Consider the following 20,258-nt stretch of genomic DNA (forward strand, 5'->3'; position numbering starts at 1 on the left):
AAGGCGAAACCGACAGCGTTGGCCAGACCCTGGCCCAGCGGGCCGGTGGTGGTTTCAACGCCCGGGGTATAGCCGTACTCCGGGTGACCCGGGGTGCGGCTGTGCAGCTGGCGGAAGTTTTTCAGGTCATCGATCGACAGGTCATAGCCGGTCAGGTGCAGCAGCGAGTAGATCAACATCGAGCCGTGGCCGTTGGACAGGATGAACCGGTCACGGTCGGCAAACGATGGATTGCTCGGGTTGTGCTTGAGGTAGTCACGCCAAAGTACTTCGGCGATATCCGCCATACCCATAGGGGCACCGGGATGGCCGCTGTTGGCTTTTTGCACGGCATCCATGCTGAGGGCACGAATGGCGTTGGCACGCTCACGACGGCTGGGCATCGCTGATCTCCTGGGGGCTAAATAAAACGAAACGGAAAAAAGGCGAGCATTTTCCCCCAGCGGACAGCCTTGGGGCAATGACAGATAGTCACTCAAGCGACTTTTTCCTGTGGATAAAGGCCCAATCTCTTGGTGAAACCATTCCGCTGTTCATTTGTAGCGTGAACCCAAGCCCTTGAAGTGCCATTTATCGAGCAATATCAAAACTTTTTGATATTGCTCTTGCGAGGATTTCGCACCCTCACTAGACTGCCAGCCCTATGAACCTGCGCGTACCTTCCATTCGCCATGACGAATCCGATGAGCTGGCTGCCCTGTGCAAAGCCGGCGGCGATCCGTTACGGCTGAATGTATTGCGTGCGCTGGCCAACGATTCGTTCGGCGTGCTGGAGCTGGCACAGATCTTCGCCATCGGCCAATCCGGCATGAGCCACCATTTGAAGGTGCTGGCCCAGGCTGACCTGGTGGCGAGCCGCCGCGAAGGCAACGCGATTTTCTACCGTCGTGCCCTGCCCCACACCGAGCTGCTGGGCGGCAAGCTGCACGCAGCCCTGCTCGATGAAGTGGACAACCTGACCCTGCCTGCCGATGTGCGGTCGCGGATCGGTCAGGTCCATGGGCAGCGGGCCGCGGCCAGCCAGGACTTTTTCTCACGGGTTGCGGAAAAATTTCGTGCCCAGCAAGACTTGATCGCCGGGTTGGCGCAATACCGCGAAAGCGTACTGGCGCTGCTCGACAAGCTGAGTTTCGACAGTGGCGCCACGGCCATTGAAGTCGGGCCCGGCGACGGCGGTTTTCTGCCAGAGCTGGCGCAACGTTTCAGTCAGATCACGGCGCTGGACAACAGCCCGGCGATGCTCGAACTGGCACGTCAGGTCTGTGAGCGTGAATCCCTGACTAACGTCAGCCTGCAATTGGCCGATGCATTGAATGGCGTAAGCCTTCAGGCCGATTGCGTGGTGCTGAACATGGTGCTGCACCATTTCGCGGCACCGGCCGAGGCACTCAAGCACATGGCCAACTTGCTGCAACCAGGCGGTAGCCTGTTAGTGACAGAGTTGTGTAGCCACAATCAAAGTTGGGCCAGGGAGGCCTGCGGTGATCTTTGGTTGGGTTTTGAACAGGACGATTTGGCCCGTTGGGCCACCGCTGCGGGACTCGTTCCCGGGGAAAGCCTCTATGTAGGCTTACGTAATGGTTTCCAGATCCAGGTACGCCACTTTCAGCGACCGGCTGGCGACACTCACCATCGGTAAATTCAGGAAACCATCGAGATGAGCGAATATTCCCTTTTCACCTCCGAGTCCGTGTCTGAAGGGCATCCGGACAAAATCGCCGACCAGATTTCTGATGCGGTGCTGGACGCCATCATTGCTGAAGACAAGTTCGCCCGTGTGGCGTGCGAGACTCTGGTGAAAACCGGCGTAGCAATCATCGCTGGCGAAGTCACCACTTCGGCCTGGGTTGATCTGGAAGACATCGTCCGTAAAGTCATTATCGACATCGGTTACGACAGCTCCGACGTCGGCTTCGACGGTGCGACCTGTGCCGTGATGAACATCATCGGCAAGCAGTCGGTAGACATCGCCCAGGGCGTTGACCGCAGCAAGCCGGAAGACCAGGGCGCCGGCGACCAGGGCCTGATGTTCGGCTACGCCAGCAACGAAACCGACGTGCTGATGCCAGCACCGATCACCTTCTCTCACCAGTTGGTGCAGCGCCAGGCTGAAGCCCGTAAATCCGGCCTGCTGCCGTGGTTGCGCCCGGACGCCAAATCCCAAGTCACCTGCCGTTATGAAAACGGCAAGGTCGTGGGCATCGACGCCGTCGTTCTGTCGACCCAGCACAACCCGGAAGTATCTTACAAAGATCTGCGCGAAGGCGTGATGGAGCTGATCGTCAAGCACGTGCTGCCAGCCGAGTTGCTGCACAAAGACACCCAGTTCCACATCAACCCGACCGGCAACTTCATCATCGGTGGCCCGGTTGGCGACTGCGGCCTGACCGGCCGCAAGATCATCGTCGACACTTACGGCGGCATGGCTCGTCACGGTGGTGGCGCATTCTCCGGTAAAGATCCATCGAAGGTTGACCGCTCTGCCGCCTACGCCGGTCGTTACGTGGCCAAGAACATCGTCGCTGCAGGCCTGGCCGAGCGTTGCGAGATTCAGGTTTCCTACGCCATCGGCGTCGCTCAGCCGACTTCGATCTCGTTGAACACCTTTGGCACCGGCAAGATCAGCGATGAAAAAATCATCAACCTGGTCCGTGAATGCTTCGATCTGCGTCCATACGCAATCACCACCATGCTTGACCTGCTGCACCCGATGTACCAGGAAACCGCAGCCTACGGCCACTTCGGTCGTACGCCGCAAGTGAAGACCGTCGGCAACGACACCTTCACCACGTTCACCTGGGAACGCACCGACCGCGCCGAATCCCTGCGCGCTGCTGCCGGCTTGTAATCGTTCTTCAGCTGCACCAAAAGCCCCGCACGGTTCGCCCTGCGGGGCTTTTTTGTGCCCAGACCGACACACCCGGAAAGACACCGACTCGTTCACCACCGCTCTCCATCACCGCAGCTGACCTAGCCTTAAGCATCCCACCCGAGCAAGGATGCTCACGATGCGTCTGTTCACCGGTTTATGGCTGGTCCTCTGTTACCTGAACGCCAACGCGAACACTTGCCCCGACTGGCCACCGGCACGAGCCGAGAAGGAGATCGGCGCATTGCAACACCACATCGATCGCTGGGACGACAACTACCATCGACAAGGTCGCTCTCTGGTCACCGACGAGCTTTACGACCAGTCCCGCGCCCGACTCACACAATGGCGTGCGTGCTTCCCCCTGGCCAACGAGCCATTGAATCGTCCCTTGCGCACCGCCATAGGGCCCATTGCCCACCCCATCCCCCATACCGGCCTGGAGAAACTCGCCGACAGCCGCGCCGTCGAAGCCTGGCTCAATAGCCGCAACGACGTATGGATTCAACCAAAAGTCGATGGCGTGGCAGTAACGCTGGTATATCGCCAGGGTCGGTTAACGCAGGTGATCAGTCGCGGTGACGGTGTCCAGGGGCAAGACTGGACAGCCTCGGCCCGCAAGCTCGACGCCATCCCCGCGCACCTGCCGCAAGCTGTCGATCTGCAGCTTCAAGGCGAACTCTATTGGCGCCTCACCGACCATGTGCAAGCCAAGGCCGGCAGCCTCAACGCCCGCAGCACCGTTGCCGGATTGATGGCACGCAAAGAACTCAGTACTGCCCAGGCTGATGGTATCGGGTTGTTCGTCTGGGATTGGCCGCAAGGCCCGGCCACCCTGCCCGAACGGCTGACCGGCTTGAAGGCACTGGGCTTTACCCAAAGCGTGCAATACAGCCATCCGGTTACACGTTTTGCTGACGCCGAACAATGGCGCGAACACTGGTATCGCACGCCCCTGCCGTTTGCCAGCGACGGCGTGGTGCTGCGCCAGAGTCAGCGCCCACCCGCACAACGCTGGCAAGCCAGAACACCTTATTGGAGTGCCGCCTGGAAGTACCCGTTTGTCCAGGCTTTGGCAGAAGTGCGCAAGGTCAATTTCAAGATCGGCCGTACCGGGCGAATCACCCCGGTACTGGAACTCAAGCCGGTGACACTGGATGACCGGCAGATCAAACGCGTGAGTGTCAGCTCGCTGCAACGCTGGCAGGCGCTGGACATCCGTCCCGGCGATCAAGTTGCGATCAGCCTGGCAGGCTTGACCATTCCCCGCCTCGACAGCGTCGTTTTGCGCAGTACGGAGCGCCCGGCGGTAGTCGCACCGCGAGCGGAGGACTTTCATCACCTGAGTTGCTGGCAGCCTGTACCGGGATGTGAGAGCCAGTTCCTGGCACGCCTGATCTGGCTCAGTGGCAAGCAGGGGTTGGCGTTGCAACATATTGGCCCCGGCACCTGGGAAAAACTGATCAGCGCCGGGCGCATCAACAGTCTGCTCGATTGGTTGACCCTCGACACGCAAGAGCTTGCTAACATTGACGGCTTCGGCGAACGCAGCAGCGCCCGCCTGCTCAGTAGTTTGCGCGACGCCAGGCAACGCCCTTTTGCACGCTGGCTGAAAGCCTTGGGCCTGCCGCCGACAGCTGATGCCCGCCTCACAGGCCCATGGCAGGCGCTGGCAGCAAGAAGCACCGAACAATGGCAAACCGAAGCCGGGATCGGCCCGGGACGGGCCGCGCAATTGAGCGCGTTTTTCCGCGACCCGCAGGTACTGGCCTTGAGTGAAGAATTACGCGCTGCCGGGATTGATGGCTTTTAGTGGCCTCCCGGCAGTTTTGAACCCGATGAATGTAGATGAGCTCCAACAGCGCATCTGTATGCAGACCTGAAAGCGATTTTTTTCACGGAGCCTTTTATGAATTTTTTGTCACCGCTCGCCCTGCTCACGGTTTGCAGTCTGCTGGCCACCCCCCTGCTGGCCACAGAAGAAACCCTCGAGCTCACCGGCTGTGCGGCTAAAGGTCAGGCCATCAGCACCCAGATCGACCAGGCTAAAACCAACGGCAACAGTGATCAGCAGGCGGGTCTTGAAAAAGCCCTGAGCGAAGTTACTGCCCATTGCACCGACTCGTCTTTAAAGAAAGAGCGGGAGAACAAGGTGCTCGATGCCAAGCACGAAGTCAGCCGCCGTCAGACCGACCTTGAGAAAGCCATGAAAAAAGGCGACTCCGAGAAGATCAACAAACTCAAAGACAAACTCGCCAAATCCCGCAAAGAACTGCAGGACGCACTGAACGAGCTGGATAAATAAGGCTGGACAAGGCCGGTGCTAGTTGTGGCAAGGGGCTTTTGTGGCGAGCGAGCCTGTTCCCTCGCCACAGGGTTATCTATTGAGCTGAAAGATCAATGATCACGAAACTGCTTATGACACGCACTACAGGCATCTTCGACTTTCTGCACCGCCGGGCCCAGGTTACTGGCCTTGTAGGGCTGAACCTTGCTGACGATCACCAGTTCGCCGGTGGCGGCTTCCAGCGTGCGGGCCAACTCCTGAAAGCGTGCCTGCTGCTGCCAGACATTGTCCTTGGCGCTGGTGTGATCCTCTTCCTTGACCTGCGGAAAATGCTTCCACGGTTCGCGGGACAAACTGTCCAGTTTCACCGCTCCCTCGGCAAAGCGCCCCCCGTCGAAGGGAATGCGCCCGCGCAACATACCGCCCAGGTCTTCACCAGCCTTGAGCATTTGCTTGAAGATTGCCTTGCGCTGACCCAGCGGCGAGTTCGGATCGACACCACCGCAGGCGGACAGCGTCAAGCAGGCCAGCAATACAACAGAAAGTCTTTTAAGAGTCATGGTGGCTTCAGGTCACGGGAAACGGCGGCCAGTATCCTCGCGTCATCCGCAAAGACCAATAGCCCTATTAACAATACGGTTTGTTTGAACGCTTCAAGCGCTTGGGCAACCGGCAAAGGAAATACCGAATGAATAGCAATTTCAAGGCATGGCGTCGAAGCCTGACCTGGACTCTACCGATAGTCGCCCTGCTTGCCGGTTGCACTGGTGGCGACAACACAAAGCCGAAAACACATGCTGTCGCCACCTACACCAGTGCGACCTGGGATGCACTGCCCGCCGTTTCCGATAATGATTTGCTCGCCGGCTTTGGCTCCTGGCGCAGTGCCTGCACCCGACTCAAGGCTGACCCGATCTGGGCCGCCACCTGCACGACGGCAGCCAATGTGCCGCAGACGCCTGGCGATATTCGTGGTTTCCTCAAGGAACATCTGGACGTTTACGGCCTGCGCTCTGCCAATGGCAGTGGCAACGGCCTGATCACCGGCTATTACGAACCGGTGTATCCAGGCAGCCTGAGCCAGACGGCGCAAGCGACGGTACCCGTCTATGGCGTGCCCGACGACATGATCATCGTAGCGCTCGACAGCATTTACCCGGAACTCAAAGGCAAGCGCCTGCGTGGCCGGCTCGAAGGTCGGGTGCTCAAGCCCTATGACGATGCTGCCGCCATCGATGCCAAGGGCGTCAAGGCGCCAGTCATTGCCTGGCTGACCGATCCGATGAATCTACAATTTCTGCAGATCCAGGGGTCGGGCCGCATTCAACTGGAAGACGGCCGTCAGCTGCGCATCGGTTATGCCGATCAGAATGGTCACCCGTATCGGCCAATCGGTCGTTGGCTGGTCGACCAGGGCGAGCTGAAAAAAGAAGACGTGACCATGGGCGCCATCAGCGCCTGGGCCAAGACGCATCCAACGCGGATTCCAGAACTGCTCGGCAGCAACCCCAGCTACGTGTTTTTCAATCGCAACCCGGACAGCAATGAGGGCCCGCGCGGCTCGCTCAACGTACCGTTGACCGCTGGCTACAGCGTCGCAGTGGACCGCAAGGTGATTCCGCTGGGCAGCCTGTTGTGGTTATCAACCACACGACCTGACGGCTCCGGACTGGTTCGTCCGGTTGCGGCTCAGGACACGGGTGGCGCCATTACCGGCGAAGTCCGTGCAGATCTGTTCTGGGGAACAGGTGATGCGGCAGGGCAATTGGCCGGGGATATGAAACAGCAGGGACAGATCTGGATGCTGTGGCCTAAAGGCGCGGTGTTGCCAAAGGTGCCCGACGCGCCAACTACCCCCTAGCAGCTGCGTCGTCCTTCTACATCGAAACAATAAAGAAACCGGTAATGAGCGCCATACCCACAAACCACACCAGCGAACGCAATATCGCCCAATCCGCCAGATAGCAAATGATGTAGAGCAAGCGGCTGGTGATGAACAACACCGCCAACACATCGATGGTCACCAGCTCAGCGTTGTCGGCGATATGCGCAATGATCACCCCTGCGGCAAACGCCGGGATCACTTCGAAGCTGTTCAATTGCGCGGAGTGTGCGCGCCTGGCGAGCCCTTCCAGGTTGTCGAGAAAGGCCCGCGGATCATGGTTCTCCCGCAGCCCGAATTTGCCGCCACTGAACTTGGCAACATAGGTGCACAGGTAAGGGAGAAAAATGGCGATCAACACACACCAGAATGCGACAGTCATTGCAGTTTCCTTCTTGGCGTTCTTTTGAAGTACGGTTTAAAACTTCATCACGAGCATGCCGACCAGCACCAGCCCACAGGCCAGGAGCCGCGGTCGGCCGAAAGGTTCTTTCAAGTAGCGCATGCCAAACAGCACCACCAGAATCACACTGATCTCGCGCAGTGCCGCTGCTTCGGCAATCGAGCCCAACTGCATGGCCCATAGCACCAAAGCGTAGCTGAACAACACGCAGAACCCGACGCTCAACCCCAATCGCCATTGCTCGCGCCAGAACGACATGTAGGCCGCACGCTTACGCACCAGCGCCAGCAAAGGAAACGGCCAGGCACTGAGCAACGTCACCCACACCAGGTAATCCAACGGGCGGGACCAGCGCCGCAAGGCCTGGCCGTCGATGAAGGTGTAGCAACCGATACACAGACCGATCAACGCGACCACCGGCAGCATCGACCACGGCAAACGTTCGCCGCCTCCGCCCTGCCAGAGCAGACAGAGCATGCCGAAGGGGATCAGTAAAATCCCGAGGGTTTGCTGGGTCGTCAGCACTTCGCCAGCGAAAATCAGCGTCAAGGCCAGCACCACCAGTGGCGACAACCCACGCATCAACGGGTAGACAAGTCCCAGATCACCGACCCGGTAGGCCTGAATCAGCAGGTAGCGATAGAGCAACTCGAACGCCGCGGAAGCCAGGATCCACGGCCAGATTTCGACTGGTGGAAGCGACACGAAAGGTAGCATTAGCGCCACCAAGAGCATCGCTACGCTGTCCATACAGGCCACCACCAACAACCGCTCACCACTGAACTTGATCAGGGTATTCCAGGCCGCGTGCAACAGTGCCGCCACTAACACCAGAGCCGTCGCAAGCACGGCACCCTCCTTGTCTGGATCAAGAGAATTGATTCGCCATATGTTGGCAGCTGTTTATACTGAGGCCGACCACGCCGCACTCAGTTGCGCAAATACCTATTCCAATAATTTTTTGCAACTGCCCAATCCAATGGAGAAGGTAGCCTGCATGCGTATGCCTGATCAGAGCGTCAAGACTACAGACAGAGACCCTGCGCATGCCACTCGCCTTGTTTGCACTGGCTGTTGCCGCTTTCGGCATCGGCACTACTGAATTCGTCATCATGGGTTTGCTGCCCGATGTCGCCAGAGACCTTGGCGTCAGCATTCCCGACGCTGGCCTGCTGATCAGCGGCTACGCCCTGGGCGTGGTGTTCGGTGCACCGATCCTGGCAATCGGCACCGCCAACATGCCGCGCAAAGCCACGCTGCTGGGCATGACCTTGATGTTCATCCTCGGCAACATCCTCTGCGCCCTGGCGCCGAACTACACGACCTTGATGGCTGCCCGGGTGATCACCGCCCTTTGCCACGGCGCGTTCTTCGGCATCGGCTCGGTGGTCGCCGCCGGATTGGTGGCACCGAACAAACGGGCTCAGGCGATTGCCATGATGTTCACCGGCCTGACTCTGGCTAATGTGCTCGGCGTGCCATTGGGGACAGCCCTGGGACAATATGCCGGTTGGCGCTCGACCTTCTGGGCAGTCTCGGTGATCGGCGTGATTGCGGCCATTGCCCAATGGGTCTGGCTGCCAAAGGAAATCGCCATGGACAAAGCCAATCTGGCCAGCGAGTTCAAAGTGCTGGGCAAAGCCAATGTGCTGCTGGCACTGGGCATGAGCGTGCTGGCGTCCACCAGCCTGTTCAGCGTCTTCACCTACATTGCGCCGATCCTGCAGGACATCACCGGTGTAAGCCCCCACGGCATCACCATCATGTTGCTGTTGTTCGGCGTCGGCCTGACCGCCGGCAGCATACTCGGCGGTCGCCTGGCAGACAGCCGCTTGCTGCCGTCATTGGTGGGCATGGCGTTGGCCGTGGTGTTGGTCCTGGCTGCGTTCAGTCAGACCAGCCACTCGGTGATCCCGGCCGCCATCACCTTGTTGCTGTGGGGCGTGTTCGCTTTCGCCTTGTGCCCGATCCTGCAACTGCTGATCATCGACCAGGCCCATGAAGCGCCAAATCTTGGTTCGACCCTGAACCAAAGTGCCTTCAACCTCGGCAATGCCGCTGGCGCCTGGATCGGCGGACTGGTGGTCGCCAGCGGCACCGACCTCGCCGACCTGCCCTGGACCGGTGCACTGGTCGGCGGCCTTACCGTGCTCACAGCGCTTTTCTTCATCTATCTGCAACGTCGCAGCGCGGCTGCGGTCAATGTTTCCGCGTAGGAGCGAGGCTTGCCCGCGATGAATACGACACGGTATCTCTGGCGCGACGAATCGCGCTATCGCGAGCAATCGAGCGTCGACCGGCAGCTCCTACAGAAGCCTCACGTTACTCGACAGGCGCGTCTTCCTTGAACTGATCCTTCACATACTTGATCTCGGTCTGGCCATGGGGTGCCGGCAAACCATCTTCACCGAGATTCACGAAAACCATTTTCTCGACCGTGAGGATACTTTTACGGGTGATCTTGTTGCGCACTTCGCAGGTCAGGGTGATCGAGGTGCGACCGAACTCGGTGGCGGTGATGCCCAGCTCGATAATGTCGCCCTGACGCGAGGCGCTGACGAAGTTGATTTCCGAAATGTACTTGGTGACCACGCGCTGGTTACCCAGCTGGACGATGGCGTAGATCGCCGCTTCTTCGTCGATCCAGCGCAACAGGCTGCCGCCGAACAGCGTACCGTTGGGGTTGAGGTCTTCGGGTTTTACCCATTTGCGGGTGTGGAAATTCATGCTCACTCCTGACCGTCTTGCCGATTGATGCTGGCCATCATGGCAGACCGCAGCACCGACCTCTATCAAGCAATGACTATGGACTCGATTACCGTTGGAACATCGGCCGACAGAAAGCCTTGGGATCAATCGCCGACACGGCTATAATCGCCTCCGTTTCAAAACGGTCATCTTCACTTGATACCGTTTTCCCGCCACCTGTCCGAGGGGCGCTGCAGCAGGTATTGACCTGTCAGGCTCGGATGGGGCGTTGTTTGTACAGAGCTCTCCTTTCAAGGGCTTTCTGCACAGACACTAAACGCACAACGGCGCCCATTCGCACACTACGAATGGAGGCTCTTGATGAGCGCTGTAATTACGCCTGCAGATTTTAACGACTACAAAGTCGCCGACATGTCCCTGGCCGCCTGGGGCCGTCGCGAAACCATCATCGCCGAATCGGAAATGCCGGCCCTGATGGGTCTGCGTCGCAAGTACGTTGGTGAGCAGCCGCTCAAAGGCGCAAAAATCCTCGGCTGCATCCACATGACCATTCAGACTGCCGTGCTGATCGAAACCCTGGTTGCCCTGGGTGCCGAAGTACGCTGGTCATCCTGCAACATTTTCTCGACTCAAGACCAGGCCGCTGCCGCTATCGCTGCTGCCGGCATCCCGGTTTTCGCCTGGAAAGGCGAGACTGAAGAAGAGTACGAGTGGTGCCTGGAGCAGACCATCCTGAAAGATGGCCAGCCATGGGACGCCAACATGATCCTCGACGACGGCGGCGACCTGACCGAGCTGCTGCACAAGAAGTACCCTGCCGTTCTGGAGCGCGTTCACGGCGTCACCGAAGAAACCACCACCGGCGTTCACCGCCTGCTGGACATGCTGGCCAAGGGCGAGCTGAAAATCCCGGCCATCAACGTCAACGACTCGGTGACCAAGAGCAAGAACGACAACAAGTACGGCTGCCGTCACAGCCTGAACGACGCGATCAAGCGCGGCACCGACCACCTGCTGTCCGGCAAGCAAGCGCTGGTCATCGGCTACGGTGACGTGGGCAAGGGCTCTGCGCAGTCCCTGCGTCAGGAAGGCATGATCGTCAAAGTTTCCGAAGTCGACCCGATCTGCGCCATGCAAGCCTGCATGGACGGTTTCGAACTGGTTTCGCCGTTCATCGACGGTATCAACACCGGTACAGAAGCAAGCATCGACAAAGCGCTGCTGGGCAAGATCGACCTGATCGTGACCACCACCGGTAACGTCAATGTTTGCGACTCGAACATGCTCAAGGCCCTGAAGAAGCGTGCCGTTGTCTGCAACATCGGTCACTTCGACAACGAAATCGACACCGCTTTCATGCGCAAGAACTGGGCATGGGAAGAAGTGAAACCACAGGTTCACAAGGTTCACCGTACCGGCCCTGGCGATTTCGACGCACAGAACGACGACTACCTGATCCTGCTGGCCGAAGGCCGTCTGGTTAACCTGGGTAACGCCACTGGCCACCCAAGCCGCATCATGGACGGTTCGTTCGCCAACCAGGTTTTGGCGCAGATCTTCCTGTTCGGTCAGAAGTACGCCGACCTGTCGCCAGCCCAGAAAGCCGAGCGCCTGACCGTTGAAGTACTGCCGAAGAAGCTCGACGAAGAAGTGGCCCTGGAAATGGTCCGCGGTTTCGGTGGCGTGGTCACTCAACTGACCAAGCAACAGGCTGAGTACATCGGCGTTACCGTCGAAGGCCCGTTCAAGCCGCACGCTTACCGCTACTGATCGGCACTGCTGTCCGCTCCCCTGTGGGAGCGGGCTTATGCAGGAGCAGCGCTTACTGTAGGAGCCGAGCTTGCTCGCGTGCAGGCACCGCGGTGTTTCAGTAACACCACGGTGATGCTATCGCGAGCAAGCTCGGCTCCTACAGTAAGCGGCCGCTCCTTATGCATGTAGAGGCAGCTAAAGCGCTATCGCGAGCAATCGAGCGTCGACCGGCCGCTCCTACAGAGTTTCCAAGGGTATTCCCATGTCCCAAGACCGTCGCTACAGCTTCGAGTTCTTCCCGACCAAGACCGATGCTGGGCATGAAAAGCTCCTCGCCACTGCCCGTCAGCTGGCCAGTTACAACCCCGATTTCTTCTCCTGCACCTATGGTGCCGGTGGTTCCACCCGTGATCGCACGCTCAACACCGTGCTGCAGCTCGAAAGCGAAGTCAAAGTCTCTGCCGCACCGCACTTGTCCTGCGTCGGCGATAGCAAGAATGACCTGCGCAACCTGCTGAGCCAGTACAAGAATGCGGGCATCACCCGCATTGTCGCCCTGCGCGGTGACCTGCCCTCGGGTATGGGCGTGGCCAGTGGCGAACTGCGCTACGCCAATGATCTGGTGAGCTTCATTCGTGAAGAAACCGGCAACCACTTCCACATCGAAGTCGCCGCTTACCCGGAAATGCACCCGCAAGCGCGCAATTTCGAAGATGATCTAACCAATTTCGTGCGCAAAGCCAACGCTGGCGCCAACAGTGCCATCACCCAGTACTTCTTCAACGCCGACAGCTACTTCTACTTCGTCGAGCGCGTGCGTCAGATGGGCGTGAACATCCCGATCGTGCCGGGCATCATGCCGATCACCAACTACAGCAAGCTGGCACGGTTCTCCGACGCCTGCGGTGCGGAAATCCCACGCTGGATCCGCAAGCAGCTGGAAGCCTACGGTGACGACACCCAGAGCATTCAAGCTTTCGGTGAGCAGGTCATCACCCAGATGTGCGAACGCTTGCTGCAAGGCGGCGCACCAGGGTTGCACTTCTATACCCTGAATCAGGCCGAACCTAGCCTGGCTGTCTGGAATAACCTGAAACTGCCACGTTAAAACAGCCGCAAGCAAGATCAAGAGATCGCAGCCTCTGGCAGCGGTCTTTTGATTTTCCGGCCCTTCGACACCCTTGAGCTAGAGCTTCCAACACCGGTTCTGGCTATTGCTGAAGTCTCGTCGTAATCTCCAGCAATGCCCGTCATTGCCCAACTGTTGACCCTCCTTCTTTTTACTTGCCTGAGCTTTACCGCTCGAGGCGAGAAGCTGCGCATTGTCACCGAGCCCTGGGCTCCCTATGTGTACGAGGAAAACGGCGAGTTTCGTGGCCTGGACTACGAAACCACGGCCATCGTCTTCCAGCGCCTGGGAATCGATGTGGAGTGGCAGTTCCTGCCCTGGAAGCGTTGCCTGGCCATGCTGGAGCAAGGTCAGGCCGACGGCGCACTGGATATTTTTCACAGCGACGAACGTGACAACACACTGCTTTATCCCGGCGAGCCGCTGTCGCAAGTGGAGTTCGTACTGTTCTACGCCAATGACCGACCTCACCCCATTCGCACCCTGGACGACCTGCGCGGCCTGACTGTCGGGACGTCGCCAGGCTACATGTACAGCCAGGATTTCAGCGAGTCGACTCTGTTCAAGCGCGAACCAGCGCCCAGCCATGAAGCCAACTTCGGCAAACTGGTGCGCGGCCGCATCGACTTGCTGATCACTGATCGCCGGGTTGGCCAGTACTTGCTCGATGAATTGCATTTACGCGACCAGATCAGTGAAAACCCCACGATGATCAGCAGCAATAGCCAGTTTCTGGCGCTGCGGCGCAATGCAGGCATGGATTTGCTGGTACAGCGCTTCGGTGCAGAGCTCAAGCGCTTCAAGCGTGAACCGGCCTACGCCGCGCTTAGCGCCCGGTACGCCGGTCACAAGACCATAACGACCCGGCAAGCGACACCTCCAGACAGCGCAGGAAAAACCGTTGAGCAGCAGGAAAGCAGCGCACACTGATTGCTCTGTTATACTCCGGCCTTCCCGCCAGGCTCACGCCCGGACGCTCGACCTTGTACAAGGCATCTCGACACCGCTACAGCGCAGCCCCAGGCCCGCGCGAGCGCTTTCAGACAAGCTTTCAAGACCGAAGCAGGACCGGACGGGATTGCGTCCTCTTAAACGCGATTCACGCCAGGCAAGACTATCCCTTTGGGCCAAGCCCTAACTAAAACAGGATTACTCATGTCCTTTGCTTCCCTCGGTCTCTCCGAGGCTTTAGTCCGCGCCATCGAGGCAGCGGGCTATACCGAGCCTACTCCGGTGCAACAGCGGGCTATTCCCGCCGTGTTGCAAGGTCGCGATTTGATGGTCGCGGCACAGACAGGTACTGGTAAAACCGGCGGCTTCGCCCTTCCGATTCTGGAGCGGTTGTTCCCCAACGGTCACCCGGACAAATCCCAGCGTCACGGCCCGCGCCAACCGCGCGTACTGGTCCTGACCCCGACTCGCGAACTCGCCGCTCAGGTACATGAAAGCTTCAAGGTCTATGCCCGCGACCTGAAGTTCGTCAGCGCCTGCATCTTCGGCGGCGTCGGCATGAACCCACAAGTCCAGGCCATGTCCCGTGGCGTTGACGTGCTGGTGGCCTGCCCGGGCCGCTTGCTCGACCTCGCCGGCCAAGGCAGCGTCGACCTGTCCCACGTGGAAATCCTCGTGCTGGACGAGGCCGACCGGATGCTCGACATGGGCTTCGTCCATGACGTGAAAAAGGTCCTTGCCCGCCTGCCGGTCAAACGCCAGAACCTGCTGTTCTCGGCAACTTTCTCCAAGGACATCACAGACCTTGCCGGCAAGTTGCTGCACAACCCCGAGCGCATCGAAGTCACGCCACCGAACACCACGGTCGAGCGCATCGAGCAACGGGTGTTCCGCCTGGCCGCCAGCCACAAGCGCTCGCTGCTGGCGCACCTGATTACTGCCGGTGCCTGGGAACAGGTTCTGGTCTTCACCCGTACCAAGCACGGCGCCAACCGCCTGGCCGAGTACCTGGACAAACACGGCCTGAGCGCCGTCGCCATCCACGGCAACAAGAGCCAGAACGCCCGCACCAAAGCCCTGGCTGATTTCAAGGCCGGCGAAGTGCGCATCCTGGTGGCCACCGATATCGCCGCTCGCGGCCTGGATATCGACCAGTTGCCACACGTGGTCAACTTCGAGCTGCCGAACGTCGACGAAGACTACGTACACCGGATTGGCCGTACTGGCCGCGCCGGTCGTTCGGGCGAGGCGATCTCGCTGGTGGCTCCGGATGAAGAAAAACTGCTGAAAAGCATCGAGCGCATGACCAAGCAGAAAATCGCCGATGGCGACCTGATGGGTTTTGACTCCAGCGCCGTAGAAGCCGAGAAACCTGAAGTCCGTGAACGTCCGGATGTGCGTAACCCGCGCAATACTCCGCGCGGTCCACGTGGTGACGGCCCGAATGGCAGCGGTGGCGGCGGTGGCCGCAAAGACAAAGGCAAGGACAAGGGTGGCAAAGAGACCCGCTCCGAACGCCCTGCTCGCGAACATAAGCCACGCGAAGGCACTCCGGCCCGTGAACAGCGTCAGCCAGCTCCACGCGCAGCCGCTGATCGTGCACCGGACGAGTTCCTGGACGACGATGTCGATAACTTCGGTAATCGCGTCGATTACGTCCCGCAACAGAAAGCTCCTCAGGGCCGTGGCCGCCGTCCAGGCGCTCCAGCGCAAGGCGCAGGCTCAGGTGCCGGCGCACCGTCTCGCAGCGGTGGCCAAGGTCGCCCAAGCGCTCCGCGCAATGGCAGCGGCGCCAGCACTGGTACCCCGCCAGCCAAGCGCAACGGCCCGCGTAGCGGTGCTCCACGTGACGGTCAGGCCCGTCGCGAAGAGCCGCGTAACCGTCGCCCGGCACGTGACGATCAGCAGTCGCGCCAGGAACCAGCCGTTCAAAACCCGCGCGCAAACCAGCCGAAGATCATGCACAAGGAGTCGAAAAGCGATCGCTTCCCGACACCTGAGCAACTCGATCAACTGCCAAGCCGTCCACGTGGCGAGAAACCAGCATTGCTGACCCGCAATCGCTGATTTCTCCCGCTAACAAAAACGCCCCCGATCTCACGATCGGGGGCGTTTTTGTTTGTGTCTTTGCAGGAGCGAGGCTTGCCCGCGATGGGGGCAGCTCGGTATCTCTGGTGCTCCCGATATAGTTATCGCGAGCAAGCTTGCGTCTTTGCAGGAGCGAGGCTTGCCCGCGATGCGGGCAGCTCGGTATCTCTGGTGCTCCCGATATAGTTATCGCGAGCAAGTTTGCGTCTTTGTAGGAGCGAGGCTTGCCCGCGATGGGGGCAGCTCGGTATCTCTGCTGCTCCCGATGTAGTTATCGCGAGCAAGCTACGCTCCTACGGTCTCAGCATTACTTCGCTTGAACACCTTCGAACGAGATGATCAGTGCCAGCTCCTGGGTCTTTGGACCCAGGTCTTTCTGAATCTCGAAGTCTTTCAGCTTGATGGTGGTAGTACCTTCAAAGCCTGCGCGGTAGCCACCCCATGGATCCTTGCCTTCACCCAGGAAGCGAGCAGCAATGACCACTGGTTTGGTCACGCCGTGCAGGGTCAGTTCGCCAGACACATCAGCAGTGTCAGCGCCGGTCGATTTAACCGAAGTCGAGACGAATTTCGCTTCCGGGAATTTCGCTGCATCGAGGAAATCCGGTGTGCGGATGTGCTTGTCACGTTCGGCGTGGTTGGTATCGACGCTGGCGGTTTTCAGCACGACGTTGATTTTGCTGGCTTCAGGATTTTTTGCATCAAAACTGAAGCTCCCATCCCAGTCCTTGAAGCTACCGTAGATGTAGCTGAAGCCCAGGTGGCTGATCTTGAAGTTGACGAAGGCGTGATTGCCTTCCTTGTCGATCTTGTAGTCCGCGGCCATCGCCCCACCGGCAGACAACAATGCAGTACTGATTGCCAGAGCGGCGAGAGTCTTTTTCAACATGCTTTCTATTCCTTTTGAGTTGAGATTGAACGTCAGGCTTTGCGCCCCAGCATTCGAGTCAGGGTCGCATCACGGTCTATAAAGTGGTGTTTCAAAGCGGCCAGGGCATGCACACCGGAGAAGATCACCAGTATCCAGGCCAGATACAAATGCACAGCACCCGCCACATCAGCCTGGTCGGGAAGACCGGAAATCAGCGCAGGAACATCGAACAGACCAAACACCGGAATCCCGACGCCGTCGGCGGTGGAAATCAGGTAACCGGCGATCATCACCGCGAACAGGCTCAGATAAAGAAAGGCGTGACCGAGCTTGGCGCCAAGGCGAGTCAAACGCCCGTGACTGGCCGGCACGGGTGGCGGCGGGCTGATAAAGCGCCACAACACCCGCAGCAACATGATCGCGAACAGCGTCAGGCCAATGCTTTTATGAAGGTCCGGTGCTTCTTTTCGCCAGGTGCTGTAGTAGTCGAGACCAACCATCCACAAGCCCAAGGCAAATAGACCGAAAACCGCGAGCGCTACGCCCCAGTGCAGAAAAATGCTGACCCAGCCGTAGCGAGTGGAAGAGTTACGTAGCTGCATTACCTGAATCCTGTAAGAACTGCGACCAAGACTAACCACTTATCTATCGAATTAAAGCGCAAAAATTTGCTTTGAAATATCGAGAAATACGATCAAGAGTCTGAGTTGAGTTGGTTAAGGAAAGATTAACGGCAAATAGGGGGGCGCAATTCAGTGCCCCCAAGGGAGGTGCCGGATTTATGAGTCCAACGACTCAAAGAACCGCAAAGAATACGTCAGGCATCGCCTCTATCGCCCCACTCAAGATAGCTCAAACAACACAATAGGTTGTCCAAGGGACTTGCATTGCATAGGCTTGCGCGATTGTTTGCCTGCGCACGTCGCGAGCCGCCTCGAGGAGAGTGAAAATGGGCCTGAATAATCAGTGGATGCAACGTGATCTCGCAGTTTTGTGGCATCCCTGCACCCAGATGAAAGATCACCAACAACTGCCGCTGATTCCAATCAAGCGTGGTGAAGGTGTCTGGCTGGAAGACTTCGAAGGCAAACGCTACCTCGATGCGGTCAGCTCCTGGTGGGTCAATGTGTTCGGCCACGCCAACCCGCGGATCAATCAGCGCATCAAAGATCAGGTCGATCAGCTTGAGCACGTAATCCTGGCCGGTTTCAGCCATCAGCCCGTGATCGAGCTGTCCGAACGCCTGGTACAGATGACGCCCGAAGGCCTGACCCGGTGCTTCTACGCCGATAACGGCTCATCCTGTATCGAAGTTGCACTGAAAATGAGCTTTCACTACTGGCTCAACCGCGGCCAGCCGAACAAGAAGCGCTTCGTCACCCTGACCAACAGTTACCACGGCGAAACCATCGCCGCGATGTCGGTCGGTGATGTGCCATTGTTCACCGAGACCTACAAGGCGCTGCTGCTCGACACAATCAAGGTGCCGAGCCCGGACTGTTACCTGCGCCCGGAGGGCATGGGCTGGGAAGAGCACTCGCGCAACATGTTCGCCGCCATGGAACAGACCCTGGCCGAAAACCATGACAGCGTCGCTGCAGTGATCGTCGAGCCACTGATCCAGGGCGCTGGCGGTATGCGCATGTATCACCCGGTGTACCTCAAGCTGCTGCGCGAAGCCTGCGACCGCTACGGCGTGCACCTGATCCATGACGAAATCGCTGTCGGCTTTGGCCGTACCGGAACGATGTTCGCCTGCGAGCAGGCCGGCATCCGTCCGGACTTCCTCTGCCTGTCCAAAGCGCTGACCGGCGGCTATCTGCCACTGGCTGCGTGTGTGACCACCGACGAGGTCTATAGCGCTTTCTACGACGACTATCCAACCCTGCGCGCCTTCCTGCACTCCCACAGCTACACCGGCAATCCGCTGGCGTGTGCAGCGGCGCTGGCTACCCTGGATATCTTCGAACAAGACAACGTGATCGAGAACAACAAGGCCCTCGCCCAGCGCATGGCCAGCTCAACCGCGCATCTGGTCGATCATCCGCACGTTTCGGAAGTGCGTCAGACCGGCATGGTGCTGGCCATCGAGATGGTTCAGGACAAGGCCGGCAAGACAGCCTATCCGTGGCAGGAACGTCGCGGGCTCAAGGTGTTCCAGCATGCGCTGGAGCGCGGTGCGTTGCTGCGGCCGCTGGGCAACGTGGTGTATTTCCTGCCGCCGTATGTGATCACCGCGCAGCAGATCGACTTCCTTGCCGAAGTGGCCAGTGAAGGGATTGATATCGCTACTCGCAGCGATATCAGCGTGGCGGTGCCAGCGAATTTTCATCCGGATTTTCGTGATCCGGGCTGATACCCACTGATCATTCCCACGCGCAGCAAAGGAATGATCCCGTGACGCTCTGCGTCACATCCAAGGCGGACGCGGAGCGTCCATGGCGGCATTCCCACGCGGAGCGTGGGAACGATCAAATTACAGAGATCCATGATGAGACTGTCCCGCTTCTTTATCGACGCCCCTCTGAACCTGGGCGAACACGAACTGCCAGAGGCCCAGGCGCACTACATCAGCCGCGTGCTGCGAATGGCCGAAGGCGATGCGCTGCAAGTATTCGACGGCTCAGGATTTGAGTTTCGCGGCAAGCTGCTGGAAGTCGGCAAGAAGCGCGTGCTGGTGCAGCTGGATGAACATTTCGCCGGGCAGATCGAATCGCCGCTGCAGATTCATCTGGGCCAGGGTCTGTCCCGTGGTGAGCGGATGGATTGGGCCATTCAGAAAGCCACTGAGCTGGGTGTCACTGAAATCACTCCGATCTTCAGCGACCGCTGCGAAGTTCGCCTCAAGGACGAACGTGCCGACAAGCGCCTGATGCACTGGCGCCAGGTCGCCATCAGCGCTTGCGAGCAATGCGGGCGTTCGCGCGTACCGGTGATTCATCCGCCGCTGCTGCTGGCCGATTGGTTGAAACAGACCGAAGCCGAGTTGAAGCTGGTGCTGCACCCGGTGGCCGAGCCGCTGGTCAGCCATGCCAAGCCGCAGACGCTGGCCTTCCTGATCGGTCCGGAGGGTGGGCTGTCCGACCCTGAAGTCGATCAGGCTCAAGACGCGGGTTTCCATTCCGCCCGTCTTGGCCCGAGAGTGTTGCGGACCGAGACGGCGCCGGTGGTGGCGCTGGCGATTGCACAGCAGTTGTGGGGCGATTTCTAACGGCACTATTTGATCGTTCCCACGCAGAGTGAACTGACCCCACAAAGTTGGACGATTATCTATCTATGCCTGAGCGGCCTGAGTTCTGTATTCAACAGGACTCAGG

The 20,258-nt window shown here is 59.1% G+C and carries 19 protein-coding genes and 1 riboswitch; of the genes, 12 read left to right on the forward strand and 7 right to left on the reverse strand.

Features of this window, described 5'->3' with window-relative positions; translation table 11 throughout:
• Window positions 1-383 (reverse strand): thiamine pyrophosphate-binding protein (locus AC07O1_RS29495; protein WP_495091089.1); only part of this gene is annotated, 383 nt, incomplete at its 3' end.
• Window positions 384-643: 260 nt separating this feature from the next.
• Between AC07O1_RS29495 and AC07O1_RS29500 the strand changes: the two genes are divergently transcribed.
• From AC07O1_RS29500 to AC07O1_RS29515, 4 genes are all read left to right on the forward strand, one after another.
• The gene (locus AC07O1_RS29500; protein ID WP_494990662.1) at window positions 644-1,639 is read left to right on the forward strand and encodes an ArsR/SmtB family transcription factor; all 996 of its coding nucleotides are present in this window, start codon (window positions 644-646) and stop codon (window positions 1,637-1,639) included.
• An 18-nt stretch (window positions 1,640-1,657) separates the two neighbouring features.
• On the forward strand, window positions 1,658-2,848 hold the full coding sequence (gene metK / locus AC07O1_RS29505) for a methionine adenosyltransferase (protein WP_495091090.1): 1,191 nt from the start codon (window positions 1,658-1,660) through the stop codon (window positions 2,846-2,848).
• Between the two features lie 151 nt (window positions 2,849-2,999).
• Window positions 3,000-4,682 carry an NAD-dependent DNA ligase LigB gene (ligB, locus tag AC07O1_RS29510; protein WP_495091091.1) on the forward strand — a complete coding sequence of 561 codons (1,683 nt, stop codon included), beginning with the start codon at window positions 3,000-3,002 and terminating at the stop codon, window positions 4,680-4,682.
• Between the two features lie 96 nt (window positions 4,683-4,778).
• Window positions 4,779-5,174 carry a DUF1090 domain-containing protein gene (locus tag AC07O1_RS29515; protein WP_495091092.1) on the forward strand — a complete coding sequence of 132 codons (396 nt, stop codon included), beginning with the start codon at window positions 4,779-4,781 and terminating at the stop codon, window positions 5,172-5,174.
• A gap of 92 nt (window positions 5,175-5,266) precedes the next feature.
• Here AC07O1_RS29515 and AC07O1_RS29520 read toward each other — a convergent pair whose 3' ends face one another.
• The gene (locus tag AC07O1_RS29520; protein WP_494990666.1) at window positions 5,267-5,716 is read right to left on the reverse strand and encodes a c-type cytochrome; all 450 of its coding nucleotides are present in this window, start codon (window positions 5,714-5,716) and stop codon (window positions 5,267-5,269) included.
• Window positions 5,717-5,844: 128 nt separating this feature from the next.
• On the opposite strand from AC07O1_RS29520, the gene mltA reads away from it, so the two are divergent.
• The gene (mltA, locus tag AC07O1_RS29525; RefSeq protein WP_494990667.1) at window positions 5,845-7,017 is read left to right on the forward strand and encodes a murein transglycosylase A; all 1,173 of its coding nucleotides are present in this window, start codon (window positions 5,845-5,847) and stop codon (window positions 7,015-7,017) included.
• Window positions 7,018-7,033: 16 nt separating this feature from the next.
• On the opposite strand, the gene AC07O1_RS29530 is transcribed toward mltA, so the two are convergent.
• Together AC07O1_RS29530 and AC07O1_RS29535 are read right to left on the reverse strand one after the other, a co-directional pair.
• Window positions 7,034-7,420 carry an MAPEG family protein gene (locus AC07O1_RS29530; RefSeq protein WP_495091093.1) on the reverse strand — a complete coding sequence of 129 codons (387 nt, stop codon included), beginning with the start codon at window positions 7,418-7,420 and terminating at the stop codon, window positions 7,034-7,036.
• A gap of 36 nt (window positions 7,421-7,456) precedes the next feature.
• On the reverse strand, window positions 7,457-8,290 hold the full coding sequence (locus AC07O1_RS29535) for an EamA family transporter (RefSeq protein ID WP_495012022.1): 834 nt from the start codon (window positions 8,288-8,290) through the stop codon (window positions 7,457-7,459).
• 197 nt (window positions 8,291-8,487) lie between these two features.
• Here AC07O1_RS29535 and AC07O1_RS29540 point away from each other — a divergent pair, with 197 nt between their 5' ends.
• Window positions 8,488-9,657: an MFS transporter gene (locus AC07O1_RS29540; protein ID WP_495091094.1), complete on the forward strand. Its 1,170-nt coding sequence runs from the start codon at window positions 8,488-8,490 to the stop codon at window positions 9,655-9,657.
• A gap of 106 nt (window positions 9,658-9,763) precedes the next feature.
• Here the strand turns inward: AC07O1_RS29540 and AC07O1_RS29545 are convergent, their stop codons facing one another.
• Entirely contained in the window at window positions 9,764-10,168 is a 405-nt protein-coding gene (locus AC07O1_RS29545) for an acyl-CoA thioesterase (protein WP_489069042.1), read from the reverse strand.
• Between the two features lie 198 nt (window positions 10,169-10,366).
• Window positions 10,367-10,489: riboswitch (S-adenosyl-L-homocysteine riboswitch) on the forward strand.
• Window positions 10,490-10,510: 21 nt separating this feature from the next.
• Between AC07O1_RS29545 and ahcY the strand changes: the two genes are divergently transcribed.
• From ahcY to rhlE2, 4 genes are all read left to right on the forward strand, one after another.
• Window positions 10,511-11,920, forward strand: a complete 1,410-nt coding sequence (gene ahcY, locus AC07O1_RS29550) for an adenosylhomocysteinase (RefSeq protein ID WP_494990671.1) — start codon at window positions 10,511-10,513, stop codon at window positions 11,918-11,920.
• Between the two features lie 244 nt (window positions 11,921-12,164).
• Window positions 12,165-13,010, forward strand: coding sequence for a methylenetetrahydrofolate reductase [NAD(P)H] (gene metF, locus AC07O1_RS29555; protein ID WP_494990672.1), 846 nt, complete (start codon window positions 12,165-12,167; stop codon window positions 13,008-13,010).
• A gap of 135 nt (window positions 13,011-13,145) precedes the next feature.
• Window positions 13,146-13,961: a substrate-binding periplasmic protein gene (locus AC07O1_RS29560; protein WP_495091095.1), complete on the forward strand. Its 816-nt coding sequence runs from the start codon at window positions 13,146-13,148 to the stop codon at window positions 13,959-13,961.
• A gap of 225 nt (window positions 13,962-14,186) precedes the next feature.
• A complete protein-coding gene (rhlE2, locus tag AC07O1_RS29565; RefSeq protein ID WP_494990674.1) occupies window positions 14,187-16,049 on the forward strand; it encodes an RNA helicase RhlE2 in 1,863 nt (620 codons plus the stop codon).
• A 328-nt stretch (window positions 16,050-16,377) separates the two neighbouring features.
• Here the strand turns inward: rhlE2 and AC07O1_RS29570 are convergent, their stop codons facing one another.
• Both AC07O1_RS29570 and AC07O1_RS29575 read right to left on the reverse strand, forming a co-directional pair.
• A complete protein-coding gene (locus AC07O1_RS29570) occupies window positions 16,378-16,959 on the reverse strand; it encodes a YceI family protein (RefSeq protein ID WP_495091096.1) in 582 nt (193 codons plus the stop codon).
• Between the two features lie 32 nt (window positions 16,960-16,991).
• Entirely contained in the window at window positions 16,992-17,543 is a 552-nt protein-coding gene (locus tag AC07O1_RS29575) for a cytochrome b (RefSeq protein WP_495091097.1), read from the reverse strand.
• 347 nt (window positions 17,544-17,890) lie between these two features.
• On the opposite strand from AC07O1_RS29575, the gene AC07O1_RS29580 reads away from it, so the two are divergent.
• The gene (locus tag AC07O1_RS29580; protein WP_495091098.1) at window positions 17,891-19,297 is read left to right on the forward strand and encodes an adenosylmethionine--8-amino-7-oxononanoate transaminase; all 1,407 of its coding nucleotides are present in this window, start codon (window positions 17,891-17,893) and stop codon (window positions 19,295-19,297) included.
• A gap of 135 nt (window positions 19,298-19,432) precedes the next feature.
• Complete coding sequence (locus tag AC07O1_RS29585) at window positions 19,433-20,152, forward strand: 16S rRNA (uracil(1498)-N(3))-methyltransferase (protein WP_495091099.1); 720 nt, start codon at window positions 19,433-19,435, stop codon at window positions 20,150-20,152.
• Window positions 20,153-20,258: the final 106 nt, after the last annotated feature.

The organism is Pseudomonas sp. GW821-FHT07G10 (assembly GCF_059418545.1).

Coding starts and splice junctions, on each gene's coding strand:
- AC07O1_RS29500 (WP_494990662.1), top strand. CDS start 644: ATGAACCTGCGCGTACCTTCCATTCGCCATGACGAATCCGATGAGCTG.
- metK (WP_495091090.1), top strand. CDS start 1,658: ATGAGCGAATATTCCCTTTTCACCTCCGAGTCCGTGTCTGAAGGGCAT.
- ligB (WP_495091091.1), top strand. CDS start 3,000: ATGCTCACGATGCGTCTGTTCACCGGTTTATGGCTGGTCCTCTGTTAC.
- AC07O1_RS29515 (WP_495091092.1), top strand. CDS start 4,779: ATGAATTTTTTGTCACCGCTCGCCCTGCTCACGGTTTGCAGTCTGCTG.
- AC07O1_RS29520 (WP_494990666.1), bottom strand. CDS start 5,716: ATGACTCTTAAAAGACTTTCTGTTGTATTGCTGGCCTGCTTGACGCTG.
- mltA (WP_494990667.1), top strand. CDS start 5,845: ATGAATAGCAATTTCAAGGCATGGCGTCGAAGCCTGACCTGGACTCTA.
- AC07O1_RS29530 (WP_495091093.1), bottom strand. CDS start 7,420: ATGACTGTCGCATTCTGGTGTGTGTTGATCGCCATTTTTCTCCCTTAC.
- AC07O1_RS29540 (WP_495091094.1), top strand. CDS start 8,488: ATGCCACTCGCCTTGTTTGCACTGGCTGTTGCCGCTTTCGGCATCGGC.
- AC07O1_RS29545 (WP_489069042.1), bottom strand. CDS start 10,168: ATGAATTTCCACACCCGCAAATGGGTAAAACCCGAAGACCTCAACCCC.
- ahcY (WP_494990671.1), top strand. CDS start 10,511: ATGAGCGCTGTAATTACGCCTGCAGATTTTAACGACTACAAAGTCGCC.
- metF (WP_494990672.1), top strand. CDS start 12,165: ATGTCCCAAGACCGTCGCTACAGCTTCGAGTTCTTCCCGACCAAGACC.
- AC07O1_RS29560 (WP_495091095.1), top strand. CDS start 13,146: ATGCCCGTCATTGCCCAACTGTTGACCCTCCTTCTTTTTACTTGCCTG.
- rhlE2 (WP_494990674.1), top strand. CDS start 14,187: ATGTCCTTTGCTTCCCTCGGTCTCTCCGAGGCTTTAGTCCGCGCCATC.
- AC07O1_RS29570 (WP_495091096.1), bottom strand. CDS start 16,959: ATGTTGAAAAAGACTCTCGCCGCTCTGGCAATCAGTACTGCATTGTTG.
- AC07O1_RS29575 (WP_495091097.1), bottom strand. CDS start 17,543: ATGCAGCTACGTAACTCTTCCACTCGCTACGGCTGGGTCAGCATTTTT.
- AC07O1_RS29580 (WP_495091098.1), top strand. CDS start 17,891: ATGGGCCTGAATAATCAGTGGATGCAACGTGATCTCGCAGTTTTGTGG.
- AC07O1_RS29585 (WP_495091099.1), top strand. CDS start 19,433: ATGAGACTGTCCCGCTTCTTTATCGACGCCCCTCTGAACCTGGGCGAA.